Below are 24,427 nucleotides of genomic sequence, written 5' to 3'. Positions count from 1 at the left end.
CAAGCCGGAGGTCATAAAGCCTTTGACCCAACGGGCAAAAATGGTAGGAGCCAAGCCTGATATTCGAGGATTTTGCGAACAATCATGGATGCCAAGGCTTTGAAAATCGAGGCGGCACGCGCCGCCTTGGGCTATGTCGAGAGCGGAATGCGCCTCGGCATCGGGACCGGTTCGACGGCTGAGGAGTTCGTCAGACTGTTGGCCGCGAAGGTTGCCGCCGGCATGCAGGTCATCGGCGTGCCGACGTCGGAGCGCACAGCTGCGCTTTGCCGCGAACTATCGGTGCCGCTGTCGACGCTTGAGGAGACGCCCGAACTCGACCTGACCATCGACGGTGCCGACGAGATCGATCCCGCCCTGACGCTCGTAAAGGGCGGTGGCGGTGCGCTGCTGCGCGAAAAGATCGTGGCTGCCGCCTCGGCGCGCATGGTCGTCATTGCCGACGAGACCAAGCTGGTCGACACGCTTGGTCGTTTCCCACTGCCGATCGAGGTCAATCCGTTCGGCCTCAAGGCCACCGAAATCGCCATTGGCAAGGCGGCTGCGAAGCTTGGTCTTTCGGGGCCGCTCGTGCTGCGTAAAGTCGGCGGCGAGGCCTTCGTAACCGACGGTGGACATTTCATTATCGATGCATCTTTTGGCCGCATTCCCGATACAAGAGCGCTTTCCGATGCCCTGCACGCCATCCCCGGCGTGGTGGAGCACGGTCTCTTTCTGGGTCTGGCCACCGTTGCCGTCATCGCCGGCTCGGATGGTGTCAGAACCGTCCATCCGACCCGCTAAACAGGAGTTCTATTCATCATGATTTTGACAAACCGGCTTCGCCGCTTCTCCGTCATGGTGGCGGCTTCGGCATTCGCGGCCGTCGCATTCTCGGCCCAGGCCCAGGAAATCGGCGAATCCCACATCAAGGCAGCGCACGCGGCGATTGCTGCGATCCACGCGACCGACAGCTTTGATGCGATCCTGCCGCAGGCTGCCGCTGCCCTTAAGCAGCAGCTTATCCAGCAGAACCCCGACATGCAGGAAGTGATCACCAAGACCGTCGATGAAAAGACGCTGGCCATGGCCTCCCGCCGCGCCGACCTGGAGCGTGAGTCGGCACTTGCTTATGCCAAGGCGTTTTCCGAGCAGAACCTCACCGACATTGCTGCCTTCTACAATTCCGAAGCTGGCAAGAAGCTGATCGAGAATGGTCCGATCGCCTCGCGTGAATTGGTCAAGGCCGCTGAGATCTGGCAGAACGGCATCGCCCGTGATCTCTCCGAGCAGGTTGGCGAGCAGCTGAAGGCAGTCATGGGCACCGCGGCCCCGGCTGTAACGGACGGCGCGGCCCCTGCTGAAGGCGCTGCACCGGCCGCACCCAAGAACTGATCAGCCGCGACCAACGGTCACGATCCAGGAGCCCGGCAATTGCCGGGCTTTTCTTTTGGCGCTGCTGCCACTACCTGTGCCCCAACCACATCGCATCCAAGGCGATGCGCAGTTTCAAAGACTTAGAGCGACCTTTGCGCGCCATCGCGCGTGCGCTGCTCTAACCGCAGGAAGGACATCATGGCCCAGTACGACTACGATCTCTTCGTCATCGGCGGCGGCTCGGGCGGCGTGCGCGCCGCGCGCGTTGCAGCGGCCCTGGGCAAACGCGTTGCATTGGCCGAAGAGTTCCGTTTCGGCGGCACCTGCGTCATTCGCGGTTGCGTGCCCAAGAAGCTCTATGTCTACGCCTCGCAGTTCCCCGAGCATTTCGAAGACGCTGCCGGCTATGGCTGGACCGTTGGCGAAGCCAAGTTCGACTGGGGCACGCTGGTCGCCAACAAGGAGCGCGAGATTTCGCGGCTTGAGGCGATCTACAAGCGCAATGTCGAAGGCTCTGGCGGCGAAACGATCCAGTCGCGGGCCGTTCTCGTTGACAGCCACACCATCCGGATCGAGGCGGAAAACCGCACTGTGACCGCTGACCAGATCCTGATCGCCACCGGTGGACGGGCCGCTGCGCACCCGGCACTGCCGGGGCATGAACATTGCATCTATTCCAACGAGGTCTTCGATCTTCCTGTTCTGCCCAAGGCGATCATGATCGAAGGCGGCGGCTACATCGCCGTCGAATTCGCCAACATCTTCCACGGGCTCGGCGTTGAAACGACCCTGGTCTATCGCGGCAAGGAAATCCTTAGCCGCTTCGACATGGACCTCAGGCGCACCTTGCATGAGACGATGGAGCAGAAAGGCATCAAGATCCTGCTGCATTCCGTTTCGCAGGAAGTGGTCAAGCGCAGCGACGGTCGGCTCGATGTCAAGCTCAGCTCAGGCCAGTCGCTGACTGTCGACCAGGTGCTTTTGGCCATCGGCCGCACGCCCAACACCGAAAACCTCGGCCTCGAAGCTGCCGGCGTGGCGATGGACAGGGCAGGCGCGATAGTCGTTGACCGTCTGTCGCGGACCAACGTCGAGAATATCTGGGCAGTCGGCGACGTCACCAATCGCGTCCAGCTCACGCCTGTCGCGATCCATGAGGCTATGTGTTTCGTTGAAACGGCGTTCAGGAACAATCCGACCGAGCCTGATCACGATTGCGTGGCGACCGCCGTGTTTTCGCAGCCCGAGATCGGCACAGTAGGCCTGTCCGAAGACGATGCGGCCAAGCGCTTCAGGCATCTCGAAATCTACCGCACCAGCTTCCGCCCGATGCGCCACACGCTTTCGGGACGCCTGGAAAAGATGCTGATGAAGCTGGTTGTCGACGGTGACACGCGGCTTGTGCTTGGCGCTCATGTGCTCGGCCCCGACGCCGGCGAAATGGCGCAGCTGCTGGGCATCACGCTCAAGGCGGGACTGACCAAGGACGACTTCGATCGTACCATGGCGGTGCACCCCACGGCCGCCGAAGAACTGGTAACGATGTACAAGCCGACCTATCTGGTGAAGGACGGCGCGCGCGTCGACAGTTGACGCTGCGGCCTCCTGGAACCTTCCGCAGGGAAACGTTCGATCTCGGGCATGTTCCGGGGTAGATTAGGGGCTCCTCATCGTGTAAGGAGCCGCGTTCCCGCAATGGCGGGCTATGGCGCGGGTGAGGTGCCCGTTAGCGAACTTTTTAGGTGCGAACATGACGAAATGGTCACCGAATTCCTGGAGAAGCATGCCGATCCAGCAGGTCCCGGCTTATCCGGACTTTGCGGCGCTCGCAGAAACGGAAGCCCGTCTCGCAACCTTTCCCCCCTTGGTTTTTGCAGGTGAGGCGCGCAAGCTGAAGAAGCAGCTTGCTGCCGTCGCCAATGGCGAAGCCTTCCTGCTCCAGGGCGGCGATTGCGCCGAAAGCTTTGCCGAACATGGCGCCGACAACATCCGCGATTTCTTCCGCGTCTTCCTCCAGATGTCGGTCGTGCTGACCTTCGCCGGCGCGCAGCCGGTGGTGAAGGTTGGCCGCATCGCCGGCCAGTTCGCCAAGCCGCGTTCGTCCGACAACGAGACCAAGGGCGATGTGACGCTGCCGAGCTACCGCGGCGACATCATCAACGGCCCTGCCTTCGACGAGAAGTCGCGCGTGCCCGATCCGGCGCGCCAGGAGATGGCTTACCGGCAGTCGGCTGCGACGCTGAACCTTCTGCGCGCCTTCGCTCAGGGTGGCTATGCCAGCCTTGAGAACGTGCATCAGTGGATGCTCGGCTTTGTGTCGAACAGCCCGCAGGGCGAGCGCTACGAGGCACTGGCCAACCGCATCACCGAGACCATGGATTTCATGCGTGCGGTCGGCATCACGTCCGAGACCAACTACGCGCTGCGCGAGACCGATTTCTACACCAGCCATGAGGCACTGCTGCTTGGCTACGAGCAGGCGCTGACCCGTGTCGACTCGACCTCGGGCGACTGGTACGCGACGTCCGGCCACATGATCTGGATCGGCGACCGTACGCGCCAGCCCGATCATGCCCATGTCGAGTACTGCCGTGGCGTCAAGAATCCGCTCGGTCTCAAATGCGGTCCGTCGCTGACGCCTGACAGCCTGCTGAAGCTGATCGACCTCCTCAACCCGGAAAACGAGGCCGGCCGTCTGACCCTTATCGCGCGCTTCGGCCACGACAAGGTTGGCGATCACCTGCCGAAGCTGATCCGGGCCGTCGAGAAGGAAGGCCGCAAGGTCGTTTGGTCGTGCGACCCGATGCACGGCAACACGATCACCGCTGCCGGCTACAAGACGCGGCCTTTCGACCGTATCCTAAGCGAAGTGCAGAGCTTCTTCGACATCCACCGCTCCGAGGGCACGCACCCAGGCGGCATCCATGTCGAGATGACCGGCAACAATGTGACGGAATGCACCGGCGGCGCCCGCGCCATTTTGGCGGAAGAGCTGCAGGATCGCTACCACACCCATTGCGACCCGCGTCTCAACGCCGACCAGGCGATCGAGCTCGCTTTCCTGGTTTCGGAACTGCTCCGCAAGAGCGCGCCGACGCCGGCGAAGAAAGCCGTCAACGCCTGATCCGCAAACCGGGTTCAATGAATCAAGAAGGCGCCGGTTTCGATCGGCGCCTTTTTCAATTCCGCTGCCAGCGCATGCGCTGAAGGCGTGGATCGGCCGCGAAGGTCGTTCGGTCAAAGCCGATACGGATTTCGGGGTATTCGCAGATGGCCTGGACGCCGGACTGGCCGAGGCGAATGCGCCAGGTCTGGCGCTCCACGGGTGCGGGTTTTGCAAAGACCCGGCAGGTGAGCAATGCGACATTGGCACCGCCGACGGGGTCGCGCACAGAGTGGTAGCGGATTGCCTCGCAGCCGGCCTCGCGGGCCGTATCGGCCAGTTGCTGGCAGGCTGAATAGTCGGTCGGATGCGTCCAGGCTGTTGCGTCCTGAGCAAGTGGCGGAACGGTCAGGTCGGTGGCACGAGGTGTTTTGATGGCTGCTGAAAACGCGGTGTATTCGGCTGCGTCGCTCGGCCAGGGTGTATCGGGCGACTCCGAAAAGAACAGCAGCCGGTAAAAGGCCATTTCCGAAACCGCGGTTTCCACCGTCTCTGCCGCGTAGTAGACGCCGAGTGTCTTGCCGGCGCGGCGGAAACGCGAACCGCTGGGATAGTTCGAGCCGTAGCGGAACGGCGTTGCCAGGAGATAATGCAGGTGCCGGCATTCGAGCGGGACGACCGGCTTGGTCGCCTCGATCAGTTCTTCGAGAGCTGCTTGCTCATCGAGGTCATCGACGAGCTTCAAGGTGGAGACACGGTGTTGTGCCTCGACCAGCCGCCAGCAGCGGCCGTCGAGGGAGCGCGCCTCAGATGAGAGCGCGGCGGGCGTCCAGATAGGCAATGACATCGACAAGCCCGGCTATGGTCACGATTTTTTCGAGCGGCACAGCACCAAGTGCCGTATTTTCGTTGCGCAGCCATTCACGGGCTATCGGTTCGTCGCCGCCAACAATCGCGTCGAGCGAGCGAAACAGGCGGACAAACAGCACAGCGAGCTCAAACGGTTTGCTCCCGGCGTCCAGCGCGAATTCCTGCTTGCGCATGCGCGAGACTGTGGCTTCGGACACGCCGATGATGGAGGAAAGCACCTTGGCGGTGATGCCAAGCAGGTCGGCTGCGCGCAAGGTCGCCTTGGTGATGACTGTGCCGGGCGCTGTGGCCGTCTCTGATCCTGGATGACTTCGCATCGAACTCTCCATTTCTCTGGCAAATATAGTCCAGAAACATTCCTATGGAAAGAGATGGGCGTGGCGAAGGCGAGCCTCGCGTCAATCCTTCTTGTAAAGCATCCAGTTCTTGCCCTGGCGTTCGGCGATCGTCGAGTAGCGGGTGACGCGGTTGCGGCCGATCAGCTTGGATCGGTAGAGCGCGCGGTCAGCCTTGGCATAGAGGTCTTCCGCACTCTCGGCGTCGGATGCCATGCACACGCCCATCGAAACCGTCACCTGGCCGCAATTCACGCCCGGCTGAATTTCCTTGAGTTGCGTCTGCGCAACCAGCAGGCGAACGCGGTCGGCGATCTCGTAGGTGGCTTCCTCAGTGGTGCCCTCGACGATCAGCGCGAACTCCTCGCCGCCGGTGCGGGCCACGAACATGTCGCGATGAACGCTGGACTGGAAGATGCTGGCGATGATGCGCAGGATCTTGTCGCCGACCGGATGGCCGTGCCGGTCGTTGATGTCCTTGAAGCGGTCGATATCTGCAAGGATTAGGGCACTGAACAGGATGCCCTTGYTATCGTTATAGATCTTGGCGATCCGCCGGTCGAAGGCACGACGATTCCAGATGTGGGTGAGGGGATCGGTATCAGCGAGCTTCTTGTACTCTTCGAGCTTCGATTTGACGCTTTCGAGTTCGCTTGACTTGTCGCTGAGCGTGCTGGCCACTTGCTTGCCGTGGTCGATGGTAGACGCAGTTGCCACCGACATGACGCCAACGATCTTTTGTAGCAGTTCCTGCGACATGGCAGTGCGGCTGTTCAGCCCGCTCGATGTCTCGTCGAGCACCTTGCCATAGCGCTCCAAGTGGGTGCGCTCGTTGCGCAGCAGGCTTGCCACGCCTTCGAGTTCGCGGGCAAGCACTTCACGTGCGTGCTCGACGATTCCCTGGCCGTGATTCTGAGCGAAGAACTTCTGGCCAACCAGATCGAGCTGCTCCTGAGAGGGGCGATTGCCGAGGGCTATGACCTCGAGGCTGAGCGCCGGGTTCGTTCCGGTGAGCGCCTCGTAGAAGATCTCGTAATTGCGAGGCAACCCAATCACGCCCATCTGGCCCATGGTTGCCACGACAGTGCTCGCAATATTGTTGCCTCGGTCTGTCGGGGCGGCTGCGGAGTGCATTTTTGTCCCGTTTCAGTTGGCCAAACGGCCGGCGGCGCGCCGGCGAGAAGCTGGCGGGCAACCGGTCGGGGGTGCGAGCGGCGTGAAAGAGAAAGTTTGCAATGGCGCAGGTCCCCTCTGCGCACCTCGCTTGTGTTGATATCTAATTTAGGCTGGCTAAGGTTTCCTTAATTTGCAGCGCTGTCACGGTCATTTTTCTACCACAGGGTGTATTTTTCACTGTGCCAGCTGTAGCATGCATGGGCCGGAGCGCCGAATGTCGCAAATCCTCGCGCACTGCCGTCGACGCCCGACATCGCCGTGTGCAGTATTGAACAAAGGTCCCGATCTCGTCCTCAAATTGTGAACGCTTCGTCGCTTAGCAGCGGTCTGCTCTATGCGGTCGACAAAGCATATATTCCAGGCAAGGAGAAAGAACATGAGCTCGTTGCCCACCCTTTTCATTTCGCATGGCGGCCCCGATATCGTTTTGGCCGAGACGCCGGCGCGCCACTATCTCGAAACTGTCTCGCAGCTGATGCCGAAGCCCAAGGCCATCGTCATCGTATCTGCGCATTTCGAGACCGACGGCGTTGCCGTAGTGACTGATCCCAAGCCTGGCATGATCTATGATTTCGGTGGCTTTGCTCCGGAATTGTACAAAATGGTTTATCCGGCGTCGGGAGAACCTGCGCTCGCCGCCAAGGTTTTCGGCATGCTGGATGCAGCTGGCCTCAAGCCGCATACCTATGAAAAGCGTGGTTACGACCATGGCAGCTGGACGCCGATGAAGCTGGCGTTTCCCGATGCCGACATTCCGATCGTCCAGGTGTCGATCGACCCCAATCGCGACGCCGCATGGCACTATGCCATCGGCAAGGCATTGGCGCCGTTGCGCGACGACGGCGTGCTGTTGATCGGCTCAGGCCATATCACGCACAATCTGCGGGCTTATTTCAGCAGGTTGCGGCATGGAGCGGAACCCGATCCGGCGCTTGCCGGAAAGGTTCAGGCATTCACCGACTGGTTCGCCGACAAGCTTGGCTCAGGCGATGCCGCAGCAGTGCTAGATTGGCGGGCCAAGGCGCCGTTCCCTGGAGATAACCATCCGACCGACGAGCACCTGATGCCGATCTTCTTTGCCTATGGTGCGGCGGGTGAGGGTGCCAAGGGGCGCCGGGTGCACGATTCGGTCGACCACGGCTTCTTTGCCAACGATTCTTATCTGTTCGACTGACCGCTGAGCCGCTACATGATGCCCTTTCGAAGATTTGAAAGGGCATTCCATGGAGCGGCTGGTCAAGGCTTTCCAGAATTCGGTGCGCGCGTTCTCGCGGCTCATCCGCACCGAAGCGGCATTCCAGCAGGAGATCATGCTGCTGATCGCAGCATTGCCGATCGGCTGGTTCGTCGCCGGCACCTGGAGCGGTTACGCGCTGCTGATCGGTTCGATCCTTTTTTTGATCACCGTCGAAGTGCTCAACACCGGCATTGAGGCGGCTTGCGATGCCGTCAGCCGCGAATTCAACATCGACATCCAGCTGGCCAAGGACTGCGGCTCGCTCGCGGTGCTGATCTCGATTGTCCTCGTTCTCGGCTTCTGGGGCTTTGCCATTGTCGAGCGCGCGCTTGGTCTTCCGATCTGACGAGTGCGTCCCCATATGCGGTCACCAAAGGAGACCCGCATGGCTGACATGGCCAACACTCATCATCTCGAAGCGCGCGACGGTCTGCCGGAAGATCTGCGCTGGCTGGTCGAGCAATATCCGCGCGAAGACTGGCGCGCCCACGACAATGTGCACGGCATGGCGTCGATGTGGTTGCAGCGCCATGACATGTTCCGAGAACTCGGCGGGACACTGACTGGTGGTATTGGCGATTATCGCGAGGGCAGGCTCGACGCGCCTGAGTTCGCGCGCTGGTTCGCGCCGCGGCTCAACTTCTTCCTCGGTAATCTCGACGGCCACCACAATGTCGAGGACCAGCATTATTTCCCGGCCTTCGCCAATGCCGAGAAGCGGTTGAAACGCGGTTTCGATATCCTCGATGCCGACCATCACCTCATTCATGATGCGCTGGAGCGCAACGCTGAGACGGCGAACGCCTTTCTCCGTGCACTGCAAGAAAGCGAAGACAAGCAGCGCTTTGCCGCCGACGCCTATGCCGATGAGAATGCGCGGCTGGTCGCGATGTTGACCCGCCATCTCGACGATGAGGAGGACCTGATCATTCCGCTCATTCTCGATCGGGGAGACCGCGAGCTCGGCGTCGGCTGATACCTATTCGCGCGGCTCTTTCTTCGCAACATGATGGGCGAGAAGCCATCCGGCGATCGCTACGGCCACGCCGATACCCAGACCTATGAGCAAGCGATGGTGACCCTTCAGCGTGTCGCCGATGATATGCTCGGCGCCGAGGCCGAAGACATAGCCAAGGCTGACGAACAATGCTGCCCAGACCAGCGCCGATAGCGCGTTGAGGGCGAGAAAGAGCATGACCGGAATGCGCGACAGGCCGGCGGCGATGCCGCCGGCGATGCGCATGCCATAGATGTAGCGGTTGGCCAGAACGAAGAGATTGGGGTGGGCCTGGACCATTCTGTAGGCATGGCTGAAGCCGGGCCGACGCCTGAGCAGACGCACCCATTTATGGCCGGAAAACCGTCGGCCAAGGACAAAGAACAGCGTGTCGCCCAAAAAGGCGCCGGCGGATGCGACGGTCAATACTTGCCACGGCGCGAATATCTGCTGGTGAGCGAAGAAGCCGCCGAGGATTGCCACGCTTTCACCTTCGGCCATGCAGCCGATGAAAACGGCAAGCAGTCCAAAGCGCTCAACGAGGTAGTGGACGGTGTCCATCATTAGCTGGGAGCCATGCGTCGTATCGGCTCGGCGTGTTCGCGGACCTGTTCGCGCAACAGGATGATCTCCTGGAAACGGTTTTCGTTGCGTTTTTCGTGCAGCGCCATGATCCTGGTCTCGGCCTTGAGGTTTACCGCATAATCTTGCGCCGTCGATGCGTCACGCGCGGCCTGCCGGTTCCGCGAGGGGCTCCTCTTCCACTCCGCAATAAAGGCRCAAGCTTGGCAGCCGCATATCCATATACGAAGATGATGGATATCGCATCGCACGCGGCGAGGAGGGAAGATCGATGGCGGATTTTGCGAAGATCAGGGCGCGTGCGGCCGAGCGCAAGGGCGGCGATGCCGTACTGATGTCGCTACTCAGCCCTGCGTCCGACAATGCAAAACTCGCCAAGGTCACCGACGATCGTGTTCTCTCCACCATGGCCGAACGCGTCTTTGCTGCAGGCTTTGTCTGGCGCGTGATCGAACAGAAATGGCCGGGTTTCGAGGAAGCGTTCCTCGGCTTCGAGCCGAAACGCCTGCTGTTTCAACCAGACGATTTCTGGCACGACCTTGCCTCCGACAAACGCATCGTGCGCAATCCGCAAAAGATCAGGTCGGTGCGCGACAACGCGGCCTTCGTCGAACAAGTGTCGAAGGAGCATGGCGGCTTCGGTAAATTCCTGGCTGCATGGCCTGCCGACGATCAAATCGGCCTCACAGCCTATCTCGGCAAGCACGGCAGCCGGCTTGGCGGCAACACCGGCCAGTATCTGTTGCGCTGGCTTGGATGGGATACCTTCATCATGTCGCAGGACATGATTTTGGCATTGCGCGACGCCGGGCTCGACATCGCCGCAAGCGCTACTTCCAAGAAGGATCTCGCCAAAGTGCAGGCCCAGATCAATGAGTGGGTGGCGAAGACCAAGCTGCCACGGGCACATATTTCGCGCATTTTGTCGATGTCGATCGGCGTCAATCACTCGGCCGACGAACTGCGCTCCTATATGGGCGAATGATGGTCCAATCGAACGGCATTGCCCGACACAGATACGCAGGCTAAATCGCTGACATGACGAAAAAAACCATTCCCGATGTCCTCCGCATCGCTGTCGCCCAGCTTAACCCGACAGTCGGCGATATCTCAGGCAACCTTGCCAAAGCGCGCGAGGCGAGGGCGGACGCGGCGCGCCAAGGTGCCGATCTGGTTCTGTTCACCGAACTCTTCCTGGCCGGCTATCCGCCGGAGGATCTGGTACTCAAGCCGGCCTTCCTTGCGGCCTGCGAGCGCGCCGCCGACGAGTTTGCCAAGGACACGGCTGACAATGGTCCCGGCGTCATCATCGGCGTGCCGGTCAAGCGCAAAAGCGGGGTGCACAACGCGATCATCGTCGCCGATGGGGGCAAGGTAATTGCCGAGCGTTTCAAGGTCGACCTGCCCAACTATGGCGAGTTTGACGAAAAGCGGGTCTTTCAGCCGGGTCCCGACATGCCCGGACCAGTCAATTTCCGTGGCGTGCGCCTCGGTATCCCGATCTGCGAGGACATCTGGGGCGAACTCGGCGTTTGCGAGACTCTGGCCGAAAGTGGCGCCGAGATCCTGCTTGTGCCCAATGGCTCGCCCTACTACCGCGCCAAGATGGATGTCCGCCACCAGGTGGCGATCCGCCAGGTCATCGAAAGCGGCCTGCCGCTGCTTTATGCCAATCAGCTAGGTGGCCAGGACGAACTGGTCTTCGACGGCGCCTCGTTTGCGATCAATGCCGACCATTCACTGGCTTTCCAGATGAGCCAGTTCGAAGAGGCGGTGGTGATCACGACATGGATGAGAAACCGTGACGCCGCGGGCGCGCAAAATGGTGCAAGCGAAGGCTGGGCCTGTGTCGAAGGCCCGATGTCGAAGATCCCCGAGCGCGAAGAGGCCGACTACCGCGCCTGCATGCTGGGCCTGCGCGACTACGTCAACAAGAACGGCTTCAAGAACGTCGTGCTCGGCCTTTCTGGAGGCATCGATTCGGCGATCTGTGCGGCGCTTGCCGTCGACGCGCTCGGCGAAGAGCGGCTCAGGGCGATCATGATGCCCTATCGCTACACCTCGGGCGACTCGCTGAAGGATGCGGAAGATTGTGCCCGCGCACTCGGCTGCCGCTACGATATCGTGCCGATCCATGAGCCGGTCGACGGCTTCTCGCATGCACTGACACAACTGTTCGAGGGCACCGAAGAGGGCATCACCGAGGAGAACCTGCAGAGCCGCGCGCGCGGCACGATCCTGATGGCGGTGTCCAACAAGTTCGGTTCGATGGTGGTGACCACCGGCAACAAGAGCGAGATGTCGGTTGGCTATGCCACGCTTTACGGCGACATGAATGGCGGCTTCAACCCGATCAAGGACCTCTACAAGATGCAGGTCTATGCGCTGTCGCGCTGGCGCAATACGCACGTGCCGCCCGGCGCGCTCGGCCCTTCGGGCATCGTTATCCCACAGAACATCATCGACAAGGCGCCGTCGGCGGAACTCAGGCCCAACCAGACCGACCAGGATTCGCTGCCGCCCTATCCGGCGCTCGACGATATCCTGGAATGCCTGGTCGAAAACGAAATGGGCGTCGACGAGATCGTGGCGCGTGGCCACGACCGTGACACCGTCCACCGTATCGAGCATCTGCTCTACATCGCCGAATACAAGCGTCGGCAAGCGGCACCGGGCGTGAAGATCACCAAGAAGAATTTCGGTCGCGACCGGCGCTACCCGATCACGAACAGATTCAGGGATCGCGGATAAGACTCTGAGCCAGCATCGTGCGGTAGCGTCCGCCGGAAGGAACGGCCTATGACTGCGGTCGAGATCAGCTTTGACCTGTCGCGTATCGATTTCGGCAGGACGTCAGAAGTCATCAAGGCGAGCTATTGGGGGGCGCAGCGGAACGACGATCTCAATCGCCGCGCCTTTGAAAACTCGCTCTGCTTGGGTGCCTATTTAGACGGGCTGCAAGTAGGCTTTGCCCGCGCGGTCACCGACTATGCCTGCTTTGCCTATGTGTGCGACGTCATCGTCTGGCCGGAACATCGCGGTTCGGGCATCGGCAAGAAGCTGATGCAGGCGCTGCTCGATCACCCCGACCTTGCGACTGTCACAGGCTGGAGCCTGCGCACCAGCGACGCGCATACTTTGTACAACAAGTTCGGATTCGAGGTTTCGAGCGACGGCATGTACATGCGCCTGGCGCGGCAGCCGGCCACCCGCGAATAAAGCACATGTCGTACGTAGCCTTCGTCCGCGACAATCCGCGCTGGCTCGCCAGCGGGTTTTTGCTCACCTTCTTTTCGACGTTCGGCATGACATCGTTCATCGCGCTGTCGGCCGGCGACATCCGCCGCGATTATGGGCTGTCGCATGGCGAATTCGGCACGCTTTACATGTTCGCGACGCTCGCCAGCGCGTTGAGCTTGCCTCGGCTTGGCCAGATCGTCGACCGCTACAGCGTGCAGAAGGTGGTGCTGTTCGTTGTTCCGATGCTGGCGCTTGCAAGCGCGTCAATGGCGCTGTCCCAGCACCTCGTCCTGCTGTTTGTGACCATCTATCTCCTGCGCCTGTTTGGCCAGGGCATGATGGTGCATTCAGCCTACACCGCGACCTCGCGCTGGTTTTCGGCCCAAAGGGGGCGGGCGCTTTCGACAGTCATTCTTGGGCATAACGCGGGCGATGCGATCATCCCGATGGGTTTTGTGCTGCTCGCCACCTCGGTTGGCTGGCGCAACGGCTGGCTGCTGGCGGCCGCAGCTCTGGCGTTGATCGCGGTGCCGGCAATCGCGTTGCTGGTGGCTACAGACCGAAAGCCGCGCTCGTCGGATCCTGTGGCGCGCCGGATCGATGCGCGCGACTGGACGCGGGCCGAAGTGGTCCGCGATCCAATTTTCTACCTGTTGCTGCTCGGCGTCATGGTGCCAGGCTTGATCGTGACGACCTTGTTTTTCCATCAGGTCTATTTGGTGGAACTGCGGGGCTGGTCGCTCGAAGTCTTTGCTTCGTCCTTTGTGGTGACGGCGGTGGTCAATGCCGCCTTCACGCTGATCGTCGGCCAGCTGATCGACCGTTTTTCCGGCGTATCGCTGCTGCCTTTCGTATTGCTGCCCTTGGGCTTCGCCTGCTTGTTGCTGGGCCTCGTCGACGAGCAATGGGGTGCCTTTGGCTTCATGGCGCTGCTCGGCGTTTCGAACGGTCTGTCGACGACGTTGTTCGGTGTGGTCTGGCCCGAAGTCTATGGCCTCAAGCACCTTGGCTCGATCAGGGCGCTGATCGTCGCCGCTGGGGTGTTCGCCTCTGCAATCGGGCCGGGCCTGACCGGGTTCCTGATCGACGGCGGAACGAGCTATCCCGGCCAGATCGTGGCCATGGGGCTTTACTGCTTTGCCATTTCATTTGTCCTGCTGCTGGCTTCGCGCCGGGTGCGCGCGCGAAGCCAGGTCTCGGCTGTGCCTGTCGAAGCTTGAGGGGAACCAGCTTACTTTGCCGAAAAGCTTTCGACGGTCTTGCGGCGGTCATAGACGTGGTCGACCAGTCCCCACTCCTTGGCTTCGTCTGCGGTGAAGAAGAAATCGCGGTCGAGCACGCGTGTCACTTCCTCCTCCGTCCGGCCGCAATGCTCGGCGTAAAGGCGCGTCATCCGACGCTTGAGCTTGATGATGTCCTCGGCGTGGCGTTCGATGTCGGAAGCCTGGCCGCGAAAGCCGCCTAGTGGCTGGTGCAGGACTACACTCGCATTGGGCAAAGCGATGCGTCGGCCCGGCTCGCCGGCTGCGAGCAGGAAGGAAGCCATGGACCCCGCCGTGCCCATGCACAGCGTGGAAACCGGGCTGCTGATGAAGCGCATCGTGTCGTAGATGGCAAAGCCGCTCGTCACCATACCGCCGGGCGAGTTGATGTAGAACGAGATTTCGCGGTTCGGGTTTTCGGATTCCAGAAACAGAAATTGGGCGCAGATGAGCGAAGCCGAGTTGTCATCGACCTCGCCGTTGAGGAAGACAATCCGCTCACGCAAAAGCCGGGAAAAGATGTCGAATGAGCGTTCGCCGCGTGGCGACTGCTCCACCACCATAGGGACGAGTTGCATCGTGTCGCGCATGCGCGAAATCCTTTCCATCATTGGTGTGTTTTTGGGCTTAGGCGGCGAGGCGCATCAGCGGTGGGCTGTTCGAATTTGCAGGAGCCATGACGCTTCGCCCAGCGTCAACGCTGTGGGTCAGGCGGAACGAGGTTCCGCCATCAGGGTTCAGCGACAGGTCGAAGGTGACGAAGCTTTCCGGTTCGGTCGTTGCCTTATCGCTCCAGGCGTAGCGCACGCGGGAATAGGGCAGGGCCTCGACGATCCGATAGGCCGGTCCAGCCTCGTCACGGTCACCGATTTCAACTGCCGGAACATCCAGCCATGTCGCGACAAGCTCAGGCACGGTCAGCGCCCGCCAGACCTTTTCCGGAGCGGCCTCGAGTTCGCATTCGACGACGATGTCTTCGTCGCTTCCGTCCTGCTGCCGGGCGTCCATCATTGGTCCATCTCCTTGAGCAGCGTCTTCAGCCTCTCGACACGCTCCGGCCAGAAGGCGCGGTAGCGGGTCAGCCAGTCGAACAGCGGCCGCAATCCGTCGGGATTGACGGAGTAGTTCACATGCCTGCCGGCACGTTCCTCGTTGACCAGGCCCGCACTACGCAGCACGGCGATGTGCTGTGAAACGGCCGGCTGGGAAATCTCCAAGCCTTCCCGCAACTCGGTGGCATTTCTTGCCCCAGCGATCAGACGATCGAGAACTGCGCGGCGAGTCGGGTCGGACAGGGCTCGGAAAACATCGAATTCATTCATGTTTGTGAGATAAGCACGGACTTATCTGTTGTGCAAGTGGCCCGTTTTTTCGTTTCGTTTCTGGCACAACAGGCTTCGGTCCAGAGTGGGGCTTGGCTAAGCAAAAATGCTCGGTTATAAGCAACCTCTTCGCGGCCACTAGCAGGGAGGTCTGAATGCCAGAATATGACATGTCCTCCCGAGGTTCGAACCGGGGTCACTGACCCGGCGAACAGCTTCCGGCGTTCTGTATTTCCGACGCCCCGCATCGCGACTTCCTGATTCAGCAAGAATTATTCGTCGCACCTTTGAACATCTTTCTTTAGGGACGGCGTCGGCTTCCGGCGCCTCAATGGCATCATGGCTCGTTTTCGTATTGATCTGCGCGGCGGTGCTTTTCGCAGCGTATTAGGCTTCACTTTCAAGCACTGGCGCCGTCAGCCGGTGCGGATCGTCTTGATTTCGGCGACCGTGCTCATCTCGACCATGGCCGACGTCTTGACGCCGCTCTTCGCGGGCCGGCTGATTGACGCTGTCGCAAGTGGTGCGGCGACAAACGAGGTGGCCTGGAACGCCGCCCTGTCGGCGTTCTTCACGCTGCTCGCATTGGCGACCGGTTCGCTGGTGTTTCGCCACATCACCTTCATCGCCATCATCGACCTGACATTGAAGATGATGTCCGACATCGCCCAGAACGCGTTCCATCGCGTTCAGCGCTTTTCGACCGACTGGCACGCCAACAGCTTTGCCGGATCGACGGTGCGCAAGGTGACGCGGGGCATGTGGGCGCTCGACCTGCTCAATGACACCCTTTTGCTGGCGCTTCTGCCGTCCATCGCGATGCTGGTTGGCTCGACAATCCTGCTTGGCTGGCACTGGCCGATGATGGGTCTTATCATCGCCGCTGGCTCGATCATCTTCATCGTCCAGACGGTGGTGATGTCGTTGGGCTTTGTCGCGCCGGCCGCAAGCCTTGCCAACCGTTGGGACACGCGCCTTGGCGGTTCCTTGGCCGATGCCGTCAGCTGTAATCAGGTGGTCAAGGCTTTTGGCGCCGAGGAGCGCGAGGAAGGGCGGCTCGCCAAGGTGATCGCCAAGTGGCGCAACCGCACGGCGCGCACCTGGGCGCGTGGTACGATCAACGGCACGGCGCAAAACGTCACTCTGGTTCTGCTGCGGGCTGCAATCATCGGCTTTGCGCTGATGTTGTGGTCCAACGGGCAGGCAACTGCCGGCGATATCGCTTTCGTCTTGACCTCGTTCTTCCTGCTACAGGGCTATCTGCGCGATGTCGGCATGCACATCCGCAACCTGCAGCGCTCGGTCAACGACATGGAGGAGCTTGTCGACATCCAGGGGCAGCCGCTCGGCGTTGCTGATCGTCCTGGCGCCAAGCCGATCCAGATCCGCGATGGCGGCATTGAGTTCGACAATGTGACGTTCCACTATGGCACGCACGCGCTGCCGCTCTACCGGGACTTCTCGGTGTCGATCAAGCCGGGCGAGCGCGTCGGTCTTGTCGGTCACTCCGGCTCGGGCAAGACGACGTTCGTCAAATTGATCGAGCGGCTCTACGATGTCGGCGGAGGCCGGATCACGATCGATGGGCAGGACATCGCCAAGGCGACACAATCGTCTTTGCGTTCGCAGATCGCGATCGTCCAGCAGGAACCTATCCTGTTTCACCGTTCGTTGGCCGAAAACATCGCCTATGCCCGGCCAGGCGCGACGCAGGCCGAGATCGAGCATGCGGCAAAGCTTGCCAGTGCGCATGATTTCATCCAGCGCCTGCCCAAGGGTTACGGCACGCTGGTCGGCGAGCGCGGCGTCAAGCTGTCGGGTGGCGAGCGCCAGCGTGTTGCGATTGCCCGCGCCTTCCTGGCCGATGCGCCGATCCTGATTCTCGATGAGGCGACGTCGAGCCTTGATTCGGAATCGGAGGTGCTGATCCAGGAGGCCATGGAACGGCTGATGGTCGGTCGCACGACGCTGGTCATCGCGCATCGGCTGTCGACCGTGCGTTCGCTCGACCGCCTTCTGGTCTTCGATCGCGGCGAGATCGTCGAGGAAGGCCGCCACGAAGCGCTGGTCCGGCGCGACGGCGGCATCTACCGCCGCCTGTTCGAACGTCAGGCGCTCGAGCTGACCAAAGGGCTCGTCTGAGTAGTTATGGGCCGCGAGAAATCGCGGCCCATTCGTCAGTTTCGGGCAGCTGTGGCCCTCATTGGTAGGCTCATATTCAAGCTGAGCTTGCGTTGTTTCTGAAAGGCGGGTCCGGTGGCGCTGACTTGTCAACAAACGAGCCTTCCGCTACGCCCCAATGATGACAGTTACAGTTCGCTTCGCTCCTTCGCCAACCGGCCGCATCCACATCGGCAATACGCGCACGGCCCTGTTCAATTGGCTGTTCGCCCTCAAGCACAAGGGGCGCTTCGTCCAGCGCTTCGACGACACCGACGCCGAGCGTTCGCGTCAGGAATTCGCCGACTCGATTTTGTACGACCTGCATTGGCTTGGCATCTTCCCGGACCAGACCGAATACCAGTCGCGCCGCTTTGCCAGCTATGATGCTGCGGTCGACAAGCTCAGGGCGGCTGGTGTGCTCTATCCGTGTTACGAAACGCCAGAGGAGCTTGATCTGCGCCGCAAGGTCCGCCGCACACGCGGCCTGCCGCCGGTCTATGGCCGCGAGGCGTTGAAGCTGACCAATGAGGAGCGTGCTGCCTATGTGCAGGACGGCCGCAAGGCGCATTGGCGGTTCATGCTGCCGAACTTCAAGTCCAACCCGTTTGAAACCGAGCGTACCGAGGTCCACTGGAGCGATCTGGTTCGCGGCGAAGAGACCGTCGACCTGGCGTCGCTCTCCGACCCGGTTCTGGTGCGCGAAGACGGCACATATCTCTATACGCTGCCATCCGTGGTGGATGACATCGAGATGGAGATCAGCCATGTCATTCGCGGCGACGACCATGTCACCAATACCGGCGTGCAGATCGCTCTATTCCGCGCGCTCGGTGCTGAGCCGCCGGTGTTCGGCCACCACAATTTGTTGACGACCGCCTCTGGCGAGGGCCTCTCCAAGCGCACCGGCGCATTGTCGATCGAAAGCCTGCGCGAGAGCGGCATCGAGCCGATGTCGGTCGCTTCGCTGGCGGTGCTGGTCGGCACATCCGAAAATGTGACGGCGGTTACCAATCTTGGCGACCTTGCCGAAAAGTTCGATCCGGCGGCGACTTCCAAATCGGCCTCCAAATTCGATCCTGACGAACTGGTAGTCCTCAACCGCGCGCTGCTGCACCACATGTCATTTGCCGAGGTGCGCGATAGGCTTCTGTTACTGGGCGTCAGTGGCGAGCATGCCGAGGCATTCTGGATGGCTGTGCGCGGCAATCTCGATCGGCTGTCAGACGCAGCATCGTGGTGGCGCATTCTGCGCGAGGGGCCACAGCCGGTGGCCGAGCTCGCCGACGAGGACCGCGAATTCGTCGGTCAGGCGCTGGACCTTTTGCCGGAAGAGCCATGGGACGCCAATGTCTGGAAGGACTGGACAGGTGCGGTGAAGAAAGCAACGGGCCGCAAGGGCAAGGCGTTGTTCATGCCGCTCAGGCTTGCGCTCACCGGGCTGGAGTCGGGCCCGGAACTCGCAGACCTGTTGCCGCTTGTGGGTCGGGAAGGAACGTTGGCCCGACGGCCCTGACCTTGCGGTCGGGATCGGGCGCCGGCCGAGGCGCGATCGTCGCGGGGACTTCCTCCACTGGCTTTGCCTGTGGGGCGCTCGGGACCGGGCGTCCTTCACCGGCGATGACGGAAAAGTTCCTGTTCTGGCTCACATTGCAGCCGCATGCCGGCACACGCGGCAGATCGACCCGTTTGTAGCGGTAAGCCGTGGACAGGTTTCGATAGGGCTGGCCGGAACGGGCCGAAACCATGCTGTCTTGTGGCTGGCCTTCGTTCAGGTGATAGAAAAGCTCGATCTCAGTTCCCGGGCAGCTCGCTTCGCAGTTCTTCTCATCACGCTGGAAATCCTGGAGACCGGCAGCGTTGGACATGGGAAAGAAGTATCCGTCGCAAGTTCGCACACACAACGTGCGGTACTCGCCGATGGCTTGTTCCTGGCTTCGGCTGATCACGATGTGCTGCGGATAGCTCTCGGTGGGGCTCAGGCTTTGCGCACTGCCGCCGCGAATGATCGTACCACCGATCTGGTCGTCGAGCGGTTCAGTGTCGGTGGCAGCATCTTCTTGCCCGTCGTCCTGGTCGTTGCAGCCAGCCAGCTGCATCGCATCGAGAATGCGGATGCGTTCGCGCCGCGTGCTTTTGTTCGGCCGCGCCGGCTGTCGGTCGAGATTGCCGAGATTGTTTTCCATCTCGGCGATTTTGGCGTTGAGGGCGGCGCATTCGGCAATCATGTCGCCCGCAATGGCACGGCCGCAGCCGAGATCCGAGGCCTTAATGCGGGCAAGGTCGATCTGGTCTTCCTGGGTGTTAGCGGCAGCCGCGAATTCGTCCGACTGCACGAAACTGCCGGGAGGCTGCAGGCGGGCGAGTTCCGTCTCCAGTTGGAGGCATTGCGGCGAGGCGACGAACGAGGTTCCGCTCGTCAGGATTGCCAGGGCGACCGCAGCCAACCAGGTCGAGCCTGCCCGCCTTACTTCGCTTCCGYCGCGCCTGAACATGCCTCTCCCTAGCGAGTCGACTCAACTCTGGCGACGACGAGGTTAACCGTTTGCCTGGAAGCGGCTAACCTCGATTTAGATCAGGCCGTCGCGTGCGCCCGCTGCGACGCCTCGACTACGGCCAATGCCGTCATGTTGACGATCCCGCGCGAGGTGACGGAAGGCGTCAGGATATGGGCTGGCTGGGCGGTGCCGAGCAGGATCGGGCCGACATGCAGCGCGTCCATCATCGTCTTGACCGTGGTCAGCGCGATGTTGGCGGCGTCGAGATTGGGGAAGACCAGCAGATTGGCTTCACCCTTCAGCGTCGAATGTGGATAGACGCGCTGGCGCAACACCTCGGAGAGTGCGGAGTCACCGTGCATTTCGCCGTCGCTGGCCAACTCAGGGGCGATGCGCTTCAGGATAGCTGCTGCTTCGCGCATCTTTTGAGCGCTCAGCGAATCGCGCGAGCCGAAGTTCGAGTGCGACAAGAGCGCGGCCTTGGGTTCGATGCCGAAGCGGCGGATTTCGTCGGCCGCCAGCATCGTCATCTCGGCGATCTCTTCGGCTGTCGGGTCGACAGTCACATAGGTGTCGGTGAAGAACAGCACGCCGCGTTGCGTGATCAGCATGGACAGTGCGGACAGGTCGCGGTCCTTGACGCCGTCGCGGGCGCCCACGATCAGCGTGACGTTGCGCAGGTGGCGCTCGAAACGGCCCTCCAGCCCGCAGATCATGGCGTCGGCGTCGCCGCGCTTGAGCGCGATCGCCGCAATTACCGTGTTGTTGGTGCGCACCATGGTGCGTGCAGCCTCAGGCGTGATGCCCTGGCGGCCACCAAGGTCGATCAGATGGTCGACATAGTGGCGGTAGCGCGGGTCGTCCTCGGGGTTGATGACCTCGAAGTCGATCCCTGGACGGATACGCAGGCCGTAGCGCTTGAGCCGCACTTCGATGACGTGCGGACGGCCGATCAGGATCGGCTTGGCCAAACCTTCCTCCAGCACCACCTGGGCAGCGCGCAGCACGCGCTCGTCTTCGCCGTCGGCGTAGATGACGCGCTTGGAGGTTGCCTGCTTGGCATTGGAGAAGATCGGCTTCATCACCAGGCCGGAGCGGAAGACGAAGCGGCTGAGCTTGTCGACATAGGCGGTGAAGTCGGTGATCGGGCGGGTCGCCACGCCGGTTTCGCAGGCAGCCTTGGCCACGGCCGGCGCGATCCGCAGGATCAACCGGGGATCGAATGGCGAGGGGATCAGGAAATCAGGGCCGAAGGTCGGCGTTTCGCCGGAATAGGCGCGCGCGGCGACGTCGGAGGGTTCTTCCCGCGCCAGCGCCGCGATCGCGCGCACGGCGGCCATCTTCATTTCTTCGTTGATTGCGCGCGCGCCACAGTCGAGCGCGCCACGGAAGATGTAGGGGAAGCACAGCACGTTGTTGACCTGGTTCGGGAAGTCCGACCGGCCAGTACAGATCATCGCGTCGGGACGGGCGGCTCGCGCCTCTTCCGGCATGATCTCAGGCTTTGGATTGGCGAGTGCCAGGATCAGCGGCTTCTCGGCCATCTGGCTGAGCAGTTCGGGCTTCAGCACGCCGGCGGCGGACAGGCCCAGGAATACGTCGGCACCGCCGATGACATCGCCCAGCACGCGGGCGTTGGTGTCCTTGACGTAAGGGTCCTTCCAGCGGTCCATTTCCTCGACACGGCCCTTGTGGGCGACGCCGAAGCGGTCGGTGACCCAGATATTCTCGACCTTGGCGCCAAGCGATACCAGGAGGTTGAGGCAGGCAAGCGCCGCCGCACCCGCGCCGGACGTCACGATCTTGATATCCTCGATGTTCTTGCCGGCAAGCTCCAGGCCGTTCAGCACCGCGGCCGCGACAATGATCGCGGTGCCGTGCTGGTCGTCATGGAAGACCGGGATGCTCATCTTGGCCTTGAGCTGCTCTTCGACGTCGAAGCACTCAGGCGCCTTGATGTCTTCGAGGTTGATGCCGCCGAAGGTCGGCTCCAGTGCCGAGATGGTGTTGACCATCTGGTCGATCTCGGGCGCGTCGATCTCGATGTCGAAGACGTCGATGCCGGCGAACTTCTTGAACAGGACGGCCTTGCCTTCCATCACCGGCTTGGATGCCAGCGGGCCGATATTGCCGAGACCGAGCACGGCGGTGCCGTTGGAGATCACAGCAACGAGATTGGCACGGCCGGTATAGTCGGCGGCGGTTTCGGGATCGTCCTTGATGGCGAGGCAGGGCGCGGCGACGCCGGGCGAATAGGCAAGCGCCAGGTCGCGCTGGTTGCCGAGCGGCTTGGTCGCCTGGATTTCGAGCTTACCGGGAACCGGGTACTTGTGGAAAAAGAGCGCGGCCTGATCGAGATCGGAGAGCGCTTCCTTCTTCTTGTCGTCCCCGGCCATTTTTCGCTCCTTACAGATTCCGCTTCAAAGGCCGTTATTAGCACGACCCTGGCATTTTTCGAGGTGTCAACGGCTAGATGGCAGTTGAATCACTTTCAATTGTTGGAATGGCAATCATTCCAACCGCTTGACGTAATTTGCTGAGATGTCGTTTCAGCTTTGGTGGTGCTCAGAACGAGCTGACATAGAGCCCGCCGTCGACCGGAATGTTCTGGCCGGTCATGTATCCGGCATGAACCGAGCACAGGAAGGCGCAGATCTGGCCGAATTCCTCCGGCGTGCCAAGCCGGCCAGCCGGAATTTCAGCGCTCAATCTAGCGCGTCTCGCCGCCCCTTGCGCCGGGTCTTCGATGCTGCCCGGCTCATGCGGTCCGCGCAGGCGGTCGGTGTCGAGCTTGCCCGGCAGCATGTTGTTGATCGTCACGTTGCGGTCGGCGACAGTTCGCGCCACACCCGCCAGGAAGGCGGTGAGACCGGCGCGCGCCCCCGACGACAGGTCGAGGCCGGGGATTGGCGTGTAGACCGACAGCGATGTGATGTTGACGATGCGCCCGAAGCCGCGCTCGGCCATGCCGTCGATCACCGCTTTGACCAGCTCGATCGGGGTGACCATGTTGTTGGTCACGCCTTCGAGGATCTTGGCGCGGTCGAGTTGGCGGAAATCGCGGTAGGGCGGCCCGCCATTGTTGTTGACCAGGATGTCGGGAGACGGGCAGGCGGTGAACAGCGCCTTCTGCACCTCGGGATCGGACACGTCGCCGACGATTTCCGTCACCTTCACGCCGAATCGCTGGCGGATCTCCGTCGCCGTGCGGCTGAGCGCTGCGGCGTCGCGGCCATTGACGAAGAGCTCGCAGCCCGCTTCGGCGAGTGCGATCGCGCATCCCTTGCCGAGCCCACGGCTCGACGCGCACACGATGGCCTTCTTGCCCCGGATTCCGAGATCCATGATGTCTGTCTCCTGTCGGTGATGGCGCACCCTATGTCCAAGGGGCGGCTGCCGCAACCGTCATACGCCTGTTGCATGAATCTGGGCATAGCCAGCGCGACAGCAACGGGTCAAATGCCATGTCCGGCACCAGCACACGCAGATTCCGAGCGCTTTTCATCTCCGACGTCCATCTCGGTTCGAAGGCGGCGAAGGCCGAGTATCTGATCGACTTCCTGCGCCATCACGAAGCCGAAAGCATCTATCTCGTCGGCGACATCGTTGACGGCTGGCGTCTGCGCCGCGCATGGCATTGGCCGCAGGCGCACAACGATGTCGTGCAGAAACTGCTGCGCCAGGCCCGCAAGGGCACTGCGATCACCTATATCGCCGGCAATCACGACGAGTTCGCCCGCATGTTCCAGGGCGTGCATTTCGGTGGCATCGTCGTTGCCGACCGCGCCATCCATGAGGCCGCCGACGGAAAGCGCTTCCTGGTCATCCATGGCGATCAGTTCGATGCCGTGGTGCAGAACGCGCGCTGGCTCGCTTATCTCGGCGACTTTGCCTACGACGCGGCCATGGCGCTCAACCGCCTGGTGGCACGCTTCCGCCGCACCTTTGGCATGCCCTACTGGTCGTTCTCGGCCTGGGCCAAGGTCAAGGTCAAGAAGGCGGTCAACTTCATCGGCGCCTTCCAGGATGTGCTGACTGACGAGGCGCGGCGTTCGGAGGTCGACGGCGTCATCTGCGGCCACATTCACCACCCAGTGATCGAAAAATTTGGCGGCATCGACTACATCAACACCGGCGACTGGGTCGAAAACTGCACGGCGGTGGCCGAAAACTTCGACGGCACCTTCGTCATCCTGCGCTGGCCGCATGTCCTGGCCGGCAAGCTCGTCAACGAACCCTTCGTTCCCATGGTCGTCGACCAGCGGGTCGACAAGGCCGCCTGAGCGGAC

24 protein-coding genes are annotated in these 24,427 nt (G+C 61.6%); 14 read left to right on the top strand and 10 right to left on the bottom strand.

Features of this window, described 5'->3' with window-relative positions:
• Positions 1-84 precede the first annotated feature (84 nt).
• The 4 genes from rpiA to AC1DWF_RS03615 all read left to right on the top strand — a co-directional run bounded on the left by rpiA (position 85) and on the right by AC1DWF_RS03615 (position 4,480).
• The gene (rpiA, locus tag AC1DWF_RS03630; protein WP_476784711.1) at positions 85-783 is read left to right on the top strand and encodes a ribose-5-phosphate isomerase RpiA; all 699 of its coding nucleotides are present in this window, start codon (positions 85-87) and stop codon (positions 781-783) included.
• A gap of 18 nt (positions 784-801) precedes the next feature.
• Positions 802-1,374: a DUF2059 domain-containing protein gene (locus AC1DWF_RS03625; protein WP_476784712.1), complete on the top strand. Its 573-nt coding sequence runs from the start codon at positions 802-804 to the stop codon at positions 1,372-1,374.
• Between the two features lie 180 nt (positions 1,375-1,554).
• On the top strand, positions 1,555-2,949 hold the full coding sequence (gor, locus tag AC1DWF_RS03620; RefSeq protein WP_476784713.1) for a glutathione-disulfide reductase: 1,395 nt from the start codon (positions 1,555-1,557) through the stop codon (positions 2,947-2,949).
• Between the two features lie 157 nt (positions 2,950-3,106).
• Positions 3,107-4,480 carry a class II 3-deoxy-7-phosphoheptulonate synthase gene (locus AC1DWF_RS03615; RefSeq protein ID WP_476784714.1) on the top strand — a complete coding sequence of 458 codons (1,374 nt, stop codon included), beginning with the start codon at positions 3,107-3,109 and terminating at the stop codon, positions 4,478-4,480.
• 55 nt (positions 4,481-4,535) lie between these two features.
• On the opposite strand, the gene AC1DWF_RS03610 is transcribed toward AC1DWF_RS03615, so the two are convergent.
• The 3 genes from AC1DWF_RS03610 to AC1DWF_RS03600 form a co-directional block, all read right to left on the bottom strand.
• Complete coding sequence (locus tag AC1DWF_RS03610; RefSeq protein WP_476784715.1) at positions 4,536-5,306, bottom strand: RES family NAD+ phosphorylase; 771 nt, start codon at positions 5,304-5,306, stop codon at positions 4,536-4,538.
• Positions 5,266-5,646 (bottom strand): antitoxin Xre/MbcA/ParS toxin-binding domain-containing protein, encoded by a 381-nt coding sequence (locus AC1DWF_RS03605; protein WP_476787609.1) that lies wholly within the window; start codon positions 5,644-5,646, stop codon positions 5,266-5,268. The genes AC1DWF_RS03610 and AC1DWF_RS03605 overlap by 41 nt, the downstream gene beginning before the upstream one ends.
• Positions 5,647-5,727: 81 nt before the next feature.
• Positions 5,728-6,735 (bottom strand): GGDEF domain-containing protein, encoded by a 1,008-nt coding sequence (locus tag AC1DWF_RS03600; RefSeq protein WP_476841462.1) that lies wholly within the window; start codon positions 6,733-6,735, stop codon positions 5,728-5,730.
• A 481-nt stretch (positions 6,736-7,216) separates the two neighbouring features.
• On the opposite strand from AC1DWF_RS03600, the gene AC1DWF_RS03595 reads away from it, so the two are divergent.
• Genes AC1DWF_RS03595 through AC1DWF_RS03585 form a run of 3 tightly spaced genes read left to right on the top strand, consistent with a single transcriptional unit; the run spans position 7,217 to position 9,053 of the window.
• The gene (locus AC1DWF_RS03595) at positions 7,217-8,014 is read left to right on the top strand and encodes a DODA-type extradiol aromatic ring-opening family dioxygenase (protein ID WP_476787607.1); all 798 of its coding nucleotides are present in this window, start codon (positions 7,217-7,219) and stop codon (positions 8,012-8,014) included.
• Positions 8,015-8,063: 49 nt separating this feature from the next.
• Positions 8,064-8,423, top strand: coding sequence for a diacylglycerol kinase (locus AC1DWF_RS03590; protein ID WP_476787606.1), 360 nt, complete (start codon positions 8,064-8,066; stop codon positions 8,421-8,423).
• 39 nt (positions 8,424-8,462) lie between these two features.
• Positions 8,463-9,053: a hemerythrin domain-containing protein gene (locus AC1DWF_RS03585; RefSeq protein ID WP_476787605.1), complete on the top strand. Its 591-nt coding sequence runs from the start codon at positions 8,463-8,465 to the stop codon at positions 9,051-9,053.
• Between the two features lie 3 nt (positions 9,054-9,056).
• On the opposite strand, the gene AC1DWF_RS03580 is transcribed toward AC1DWF_RS03585, so the two are convergent.
• Positions 9,057-9,638, bottom strand: a complete 582-nt coding sequence (locus tag AC1DWF_RS03580) for a DedA family protein (protein WP_476787604.1) — start codon at positions 9,636-9,638, stop codon at positions 9,057-9,059.
• 289 nt (positions 9,639-9,927) lie between these two features.
• On the opposite strand from AC1DWF_RS03580, the gene AC1DWF_RS03575 reads away from it, so the two are divergent.
• From AC1DWF_RS03575 to AC1DWF_RS03560, 4 genes are read left to right on the top strand one after another with little or no spacing between them, the layout of a single operon-like run.
• The gene (locus AC1DWF_RS03575; protein ID WP_476785271.1) at positions 9,928-10,641 is read left to right on the top strand and encodes a DNA-3-methyladenine glycosylase I; all 714 of its coding nucleotides are present in this window, start codon (positions 9,928-9,930) and stop codon (positions 10,639-10,641) included.
• Between the two features lie 53 nt (positions 10,642-10,694).
• The gene (locus tag AC1DWF_RS03570) at positions 10,695-12,407 is read left to right on the top strand and encodes an NAD+ synthase (RefSeq protein WP_476785270.1); all 1,713 of its coding nucleotides are present in this window, start codon (positions 10,695-10,697) and stop codon (positions 12,405-12,407) included.
• A gap of 48 nt (positions 12,408-12,455) precedes the next feature.
• Entirely contained in the window at positions 12,456-12,875 is a 420-nt protein-coding gene (locus AC1DWF_RS03565; RefSeq protein WP_476785269.1) for a GNAT family N-acetyltransferase, read from the top strand.
• A 5-nt stretch (positions 12,876-12,880) separates the two neighbouring features.
• On the top strand, positions 12,881-14,116 hold the full coding sequence (locus tag AC1DWF_RS03560; protein ID WP_476787603.1) for an MFS transporter: 1,236 nt from the start codon (positions 12,881-12,883) through the stop codon (positions 14,114-14,116).
• Between the two features lie 11 nt (positions 14,117-14,127).
• Here the strand turns inward: AC1DWF_RS03560 and AC1DWF_RS03555 are convergent, their stop codons facing one another.
• Genes AC1DWF_RS03555 through AC1DWF_RS03545 form a run of 3 tightly spaced genes read right to left on the bottom strand, consistent with a single transcriptional unit; the run spans position 14,128 to position 15,480 of the window.
• Positions 14,128-14,748: an ATP-dependent Clp protease proteolytic subunit gene (locus AC1DWF_RS03555; RefSeq protein WP_476785267.1), complete on the bottom strand. Its 621-nt coding sequence runs from the start codon at positions 14,746-14,748 to the stop codon at positions 14,128-14,130.
• Positions 14,749-14,785: 37 nt separating this feature from the next.
• The gene (locus AC1DWF_RS03550; RefSeq protein WP_476787602.1) at positions 14,786-15,169 is read right to left on the bottom strand and encodes an SRPBCC family protein; all 384 of its coding nucleotides are present in this window, start codon (positions 15,167-15,169) and stop codon (positions 14,786-14,788) included.
• Positions 15,166-15,480, bottom strand: a complete 315-nt coding sequence (locus AC1DWF_RS03545; RefSeq protein WP_476785331.1) for an ArsR/SmtB family transcription factor — start codon at positions 15,478-15,480, stop codon at positions 15,166-15,168. Before AC1DWF_RS03545 ends, AC1DWF_RS03550 begins: the two co-directional genes overlap by 4 nt.
• A gap of 339 nt (positions 15,481-15,819) precedes the next feature.
• Between AC1DWF_RS03545 and AC1DWF_RS03540 the strand changes: the two genes are divergently transcribed.
• Positions 15,820-17,622 (top strand): ABC transporter ATP-binding protein, encoded by a 1,803-nt coding sequence (locus AC1DWF_RS03540; RefSeq protein ID WP_476785332.1) that lies wholly within the window; start codon positions 15,820-15,822, stop codon positions 17,620-17,622.
• Positions 17,623-17,782: 160 nt separating this feature from the next.
• Positions 17,783-19,156 carry a glutamate--tRNA ligase gene (gltX, locus tag AC1DWF_RS03535; RefSeq protein ID WP_476785335.1) on the top strand — a complete coding sequence of 458 codons (1,374 nt, stop codon included), beginning with the start codon at positions 17,783-17,785 and terminating at the stop codon, positions 19,154-19,156.
• On the opposite strand, the gene AC1DWF_RS03530 is transcribed toward gltX, so the two are convergent.
• The 3 genes from AC1DWF_RS03530 to AC1DWF_RS03520 form a co-directional block, all read right to left on the bottom strand.
• Positions 19,074-20,135 carry a DUF2865 domain-containing protein gene (locus AC1DWF_RS03530; RefSeq protein WP_476841458.1) on the bottom strand — a complete coding sequence of 354 codons (1,062 nt, stop codon included), beginning with the start codon at positions 20,133-20,135 and terminating at the stop codon, positions 19,074-19,076. The two genes, gltX and AC1DWF_RS03530, sit on opposite strands and share 83 nt — an antisense overlap.
• An 80-nt stretch (positions 20,136-20,215) precedes the next feature.
• The gene (locus tag AC1DWF_RS03525; RefSeq protein ID WP_476787600.1) at positions 20,216-22,534 is read right to left on the bottom strand and encodes an NADP-dependent malic enzyme; all 2,319 of its coding nucleotides are present in this window, start codon (positions 22,532-22,534) and stop codon (positions 20,216-20,218) included.
• 169 nt (positions 22,535-22,703) lie between these two features.
• Positions 22,704-23,483 (bottom strand): SDR family oxidoreductase, encoded by a 780-nt coding sequence (locus AC1DWF_RS03520; protein ID WP_476785119.1) that lies wholly within the window; start codon positions 23,481-23,483, stop codon positions 22,704-22,706.
• A 119-nt stretch (positions 23,484-23,602) separates the two neighbouring features.
• Here AC1DWF_RS03520 and AC1DWF_RS03515 point away from each other — a divergent pair, with 119 nt between their 5' ends.
• Positions 23,603-24,421: a UDP-2,3-diacylglucosamine diphosphatase gene (locus AC1DWF_RS03515; protein WP_476785118.1), complete on the top strand. Its 819-nt coding sequence runs from the start codon at positions 23,603-23,605 to the stop codon at positions 24,419-24,421.
• Positions 24,422-24,427: the final 6 nt, after the last annotated feature.

It is taken from the genome of Aminobacter sp. P4_D5, assembly GCF_056401815.1.
Note: the sequence above shows the minus strand (reverse complement) of the source record. Positions and strands in the feature narration are given on the sequence as shown.

What these genes read in the sequence shown, in the direction of transcription:
- rpiA (WP_476784711.1), top strand. Translation starts at nt 85, where the DNA reads ATGGATGCCAAGGCTTTGAAAATCGAGGCGGCACGCGCCGCCTTGGGC.
- AC1DWF_RS03625 (WP_476784712.1), top strand. Translation starts at nt 802, where the DNA reads ATGATTTTGACAAACCGGCTTCGCCGCTTCTCCGTCATGGTGGCGGCT.
- gor (WP_476784713.1), top strand. Translation starts at nt 1,555, where the DNA reads ATGGCCCAGTACGACTACGATCTCTTCGTCATCGGCGGCGGCTCGGGC.
- AC1DWF_RS03615 (WP_476784714.1), top strand. Translation starts at nt 3,107, where the DNA reads ATGACGAAATGGTCACCGAATTCCTGGAGAAGCATGCCGATCCAGCAG.
- AC1DWF_RS03610 (WP_476784715.1), bottom strand. Translation starts at nt 5,306, where the DNA reads ATGTCATTGCCTATCTGGACGCCCGCCGCGCTCTCATCTGAGGCGCGC.
- AC1DWF_RS03605 (WP_476787609.1), bottom strand. Translation starts at nt 5,646, where the DNA reads ATGCGAAGTCATCCAGGATCAGAGACGGCCACAGCGCCCGGCACAGTC.
- AC1DWF_RS03595 (WP_476787607.1), top strand. Translation starts at nt 7,217, where the DNA reads ATGAGCTCGTTGCCCACCCTTTTCATTTCGCATGGCGGCCCCGATATC.
- AC1DWF_RS03590 (WP_476787606.1), top strand. Translation starts at nt 8,064, where the DNA reads ATGGAGCGGCTGGTCAAGGCTTTCCAGAATTCGGTGCGCGCGTTCTCG.
- AC1DWF_RS03585 (WP_476787605.1), top strand. Translation starts at nt 8,463, where the DNA reads ATGGCTGACATGGCCAACACTCATCATCTCGAAGCGCGCGACGGTCTG.
- AC1DWF_RS03580 (WP_476787604.1), bottom strand. Translation starts at nt 9,638, where the DNA reads ATGATGGACACCGTCCACTACCTCGTTGAGCGCTTTGGACTGCTTGCC.
- AC1DWF_RS03575 (WP_476785271.1), top strand. Translation starts at nt 9,928, where the DNA reads ATGGCGGATTTTGCGAAGATCAGGGCGCGTGCGGCCGAGCGCAAGGGC.
- AC1DWF_RS03570 (WP_476785270.1), top strand. Translation starts at nt 10,695, where the DNA reads ATGACGAAAAAAACCATTCCCGATGTCCTCCGCATCGCTGTCGCCCAG.
- AC1DWF_RS03565 (WP_476785269.1), top strand. Translation starts at nt 12,456, where the DNA reads ATGACTGCGGTCGAGATCAGCTTTGACCTGTCGCGTATCGATTTCGGC.
- AC1DWF_RS03560 (WP_476787603.1), top strand. Translation starts at nt 12,881, where the DNA reads ATGTCGTACGTAGCCTTCGTCCGCGACAATCCGCGCTGGCTCGCCAGC.
- AC1DWF_RS03555 (WP_476785267.1), bottom strand. Translation starts at nt 14,748, where the DNA reads ATGCGCGACACGATGCAACTCGTCCCTATGGTGGTGGAGCAGTCGCCA.
- AC1DWF_RS03550 (WP_476787602.1), bottom strand. Translation starts at nt 15,169, where the DNA reads ATGATGGACGCCCGGCAGCAGGACGGAAGCGACGAAGACATCGTCGTC.
- AC1DWF_RS03545 (WP_476785331.1), bottom strand. Translation starts at nt 15,480, where the DNA reads ATGAATGAATTCGATGTTTTCCGAGCCCTGTCCGACCCGACTCGCCGC.
- AC1DWF_RS03540 (WP_476785332.1), top strand. Translation starts at nt 15,820, where the DNA reads ATGGCTCGTTTTCGTATTGATCTGCGCGGCGGTGCTTTTCGCAGCGTA.
- gltX (WP_476785335.1), top strand. Translation starts at nt 17,783, where the DNA reads ATGACAGTTACAGTTCGCTTCGCTCCTTCGCCAACCGGCCGCATCCAC.
- AC1DWF_RS03525 (WP_476787600.1), bottom strand. Translation starts at nt 22,534, where the DNA reads ATGGCCGGGGACGACAAGAAGAAGGAAGCGCTCTCCGATCTCGATCAG.
- AC1DWF_RS03520 (WP_476785119.1), bottom strand. Translation starts at nt 23,483, where the DNA reads ATGGATCTCGGAATCCGGGGCAAGAAGGCCATCGTGTGCGCGTCGAGC.
- AC1DWF_RS03515 (WP_476785118.1), top strand. Translation starts at nt 23,603, where the DNA reads ATGTCCGGCACCAGCACACGCAGATTCCGAGCGCTTTTCATCTCCGAC.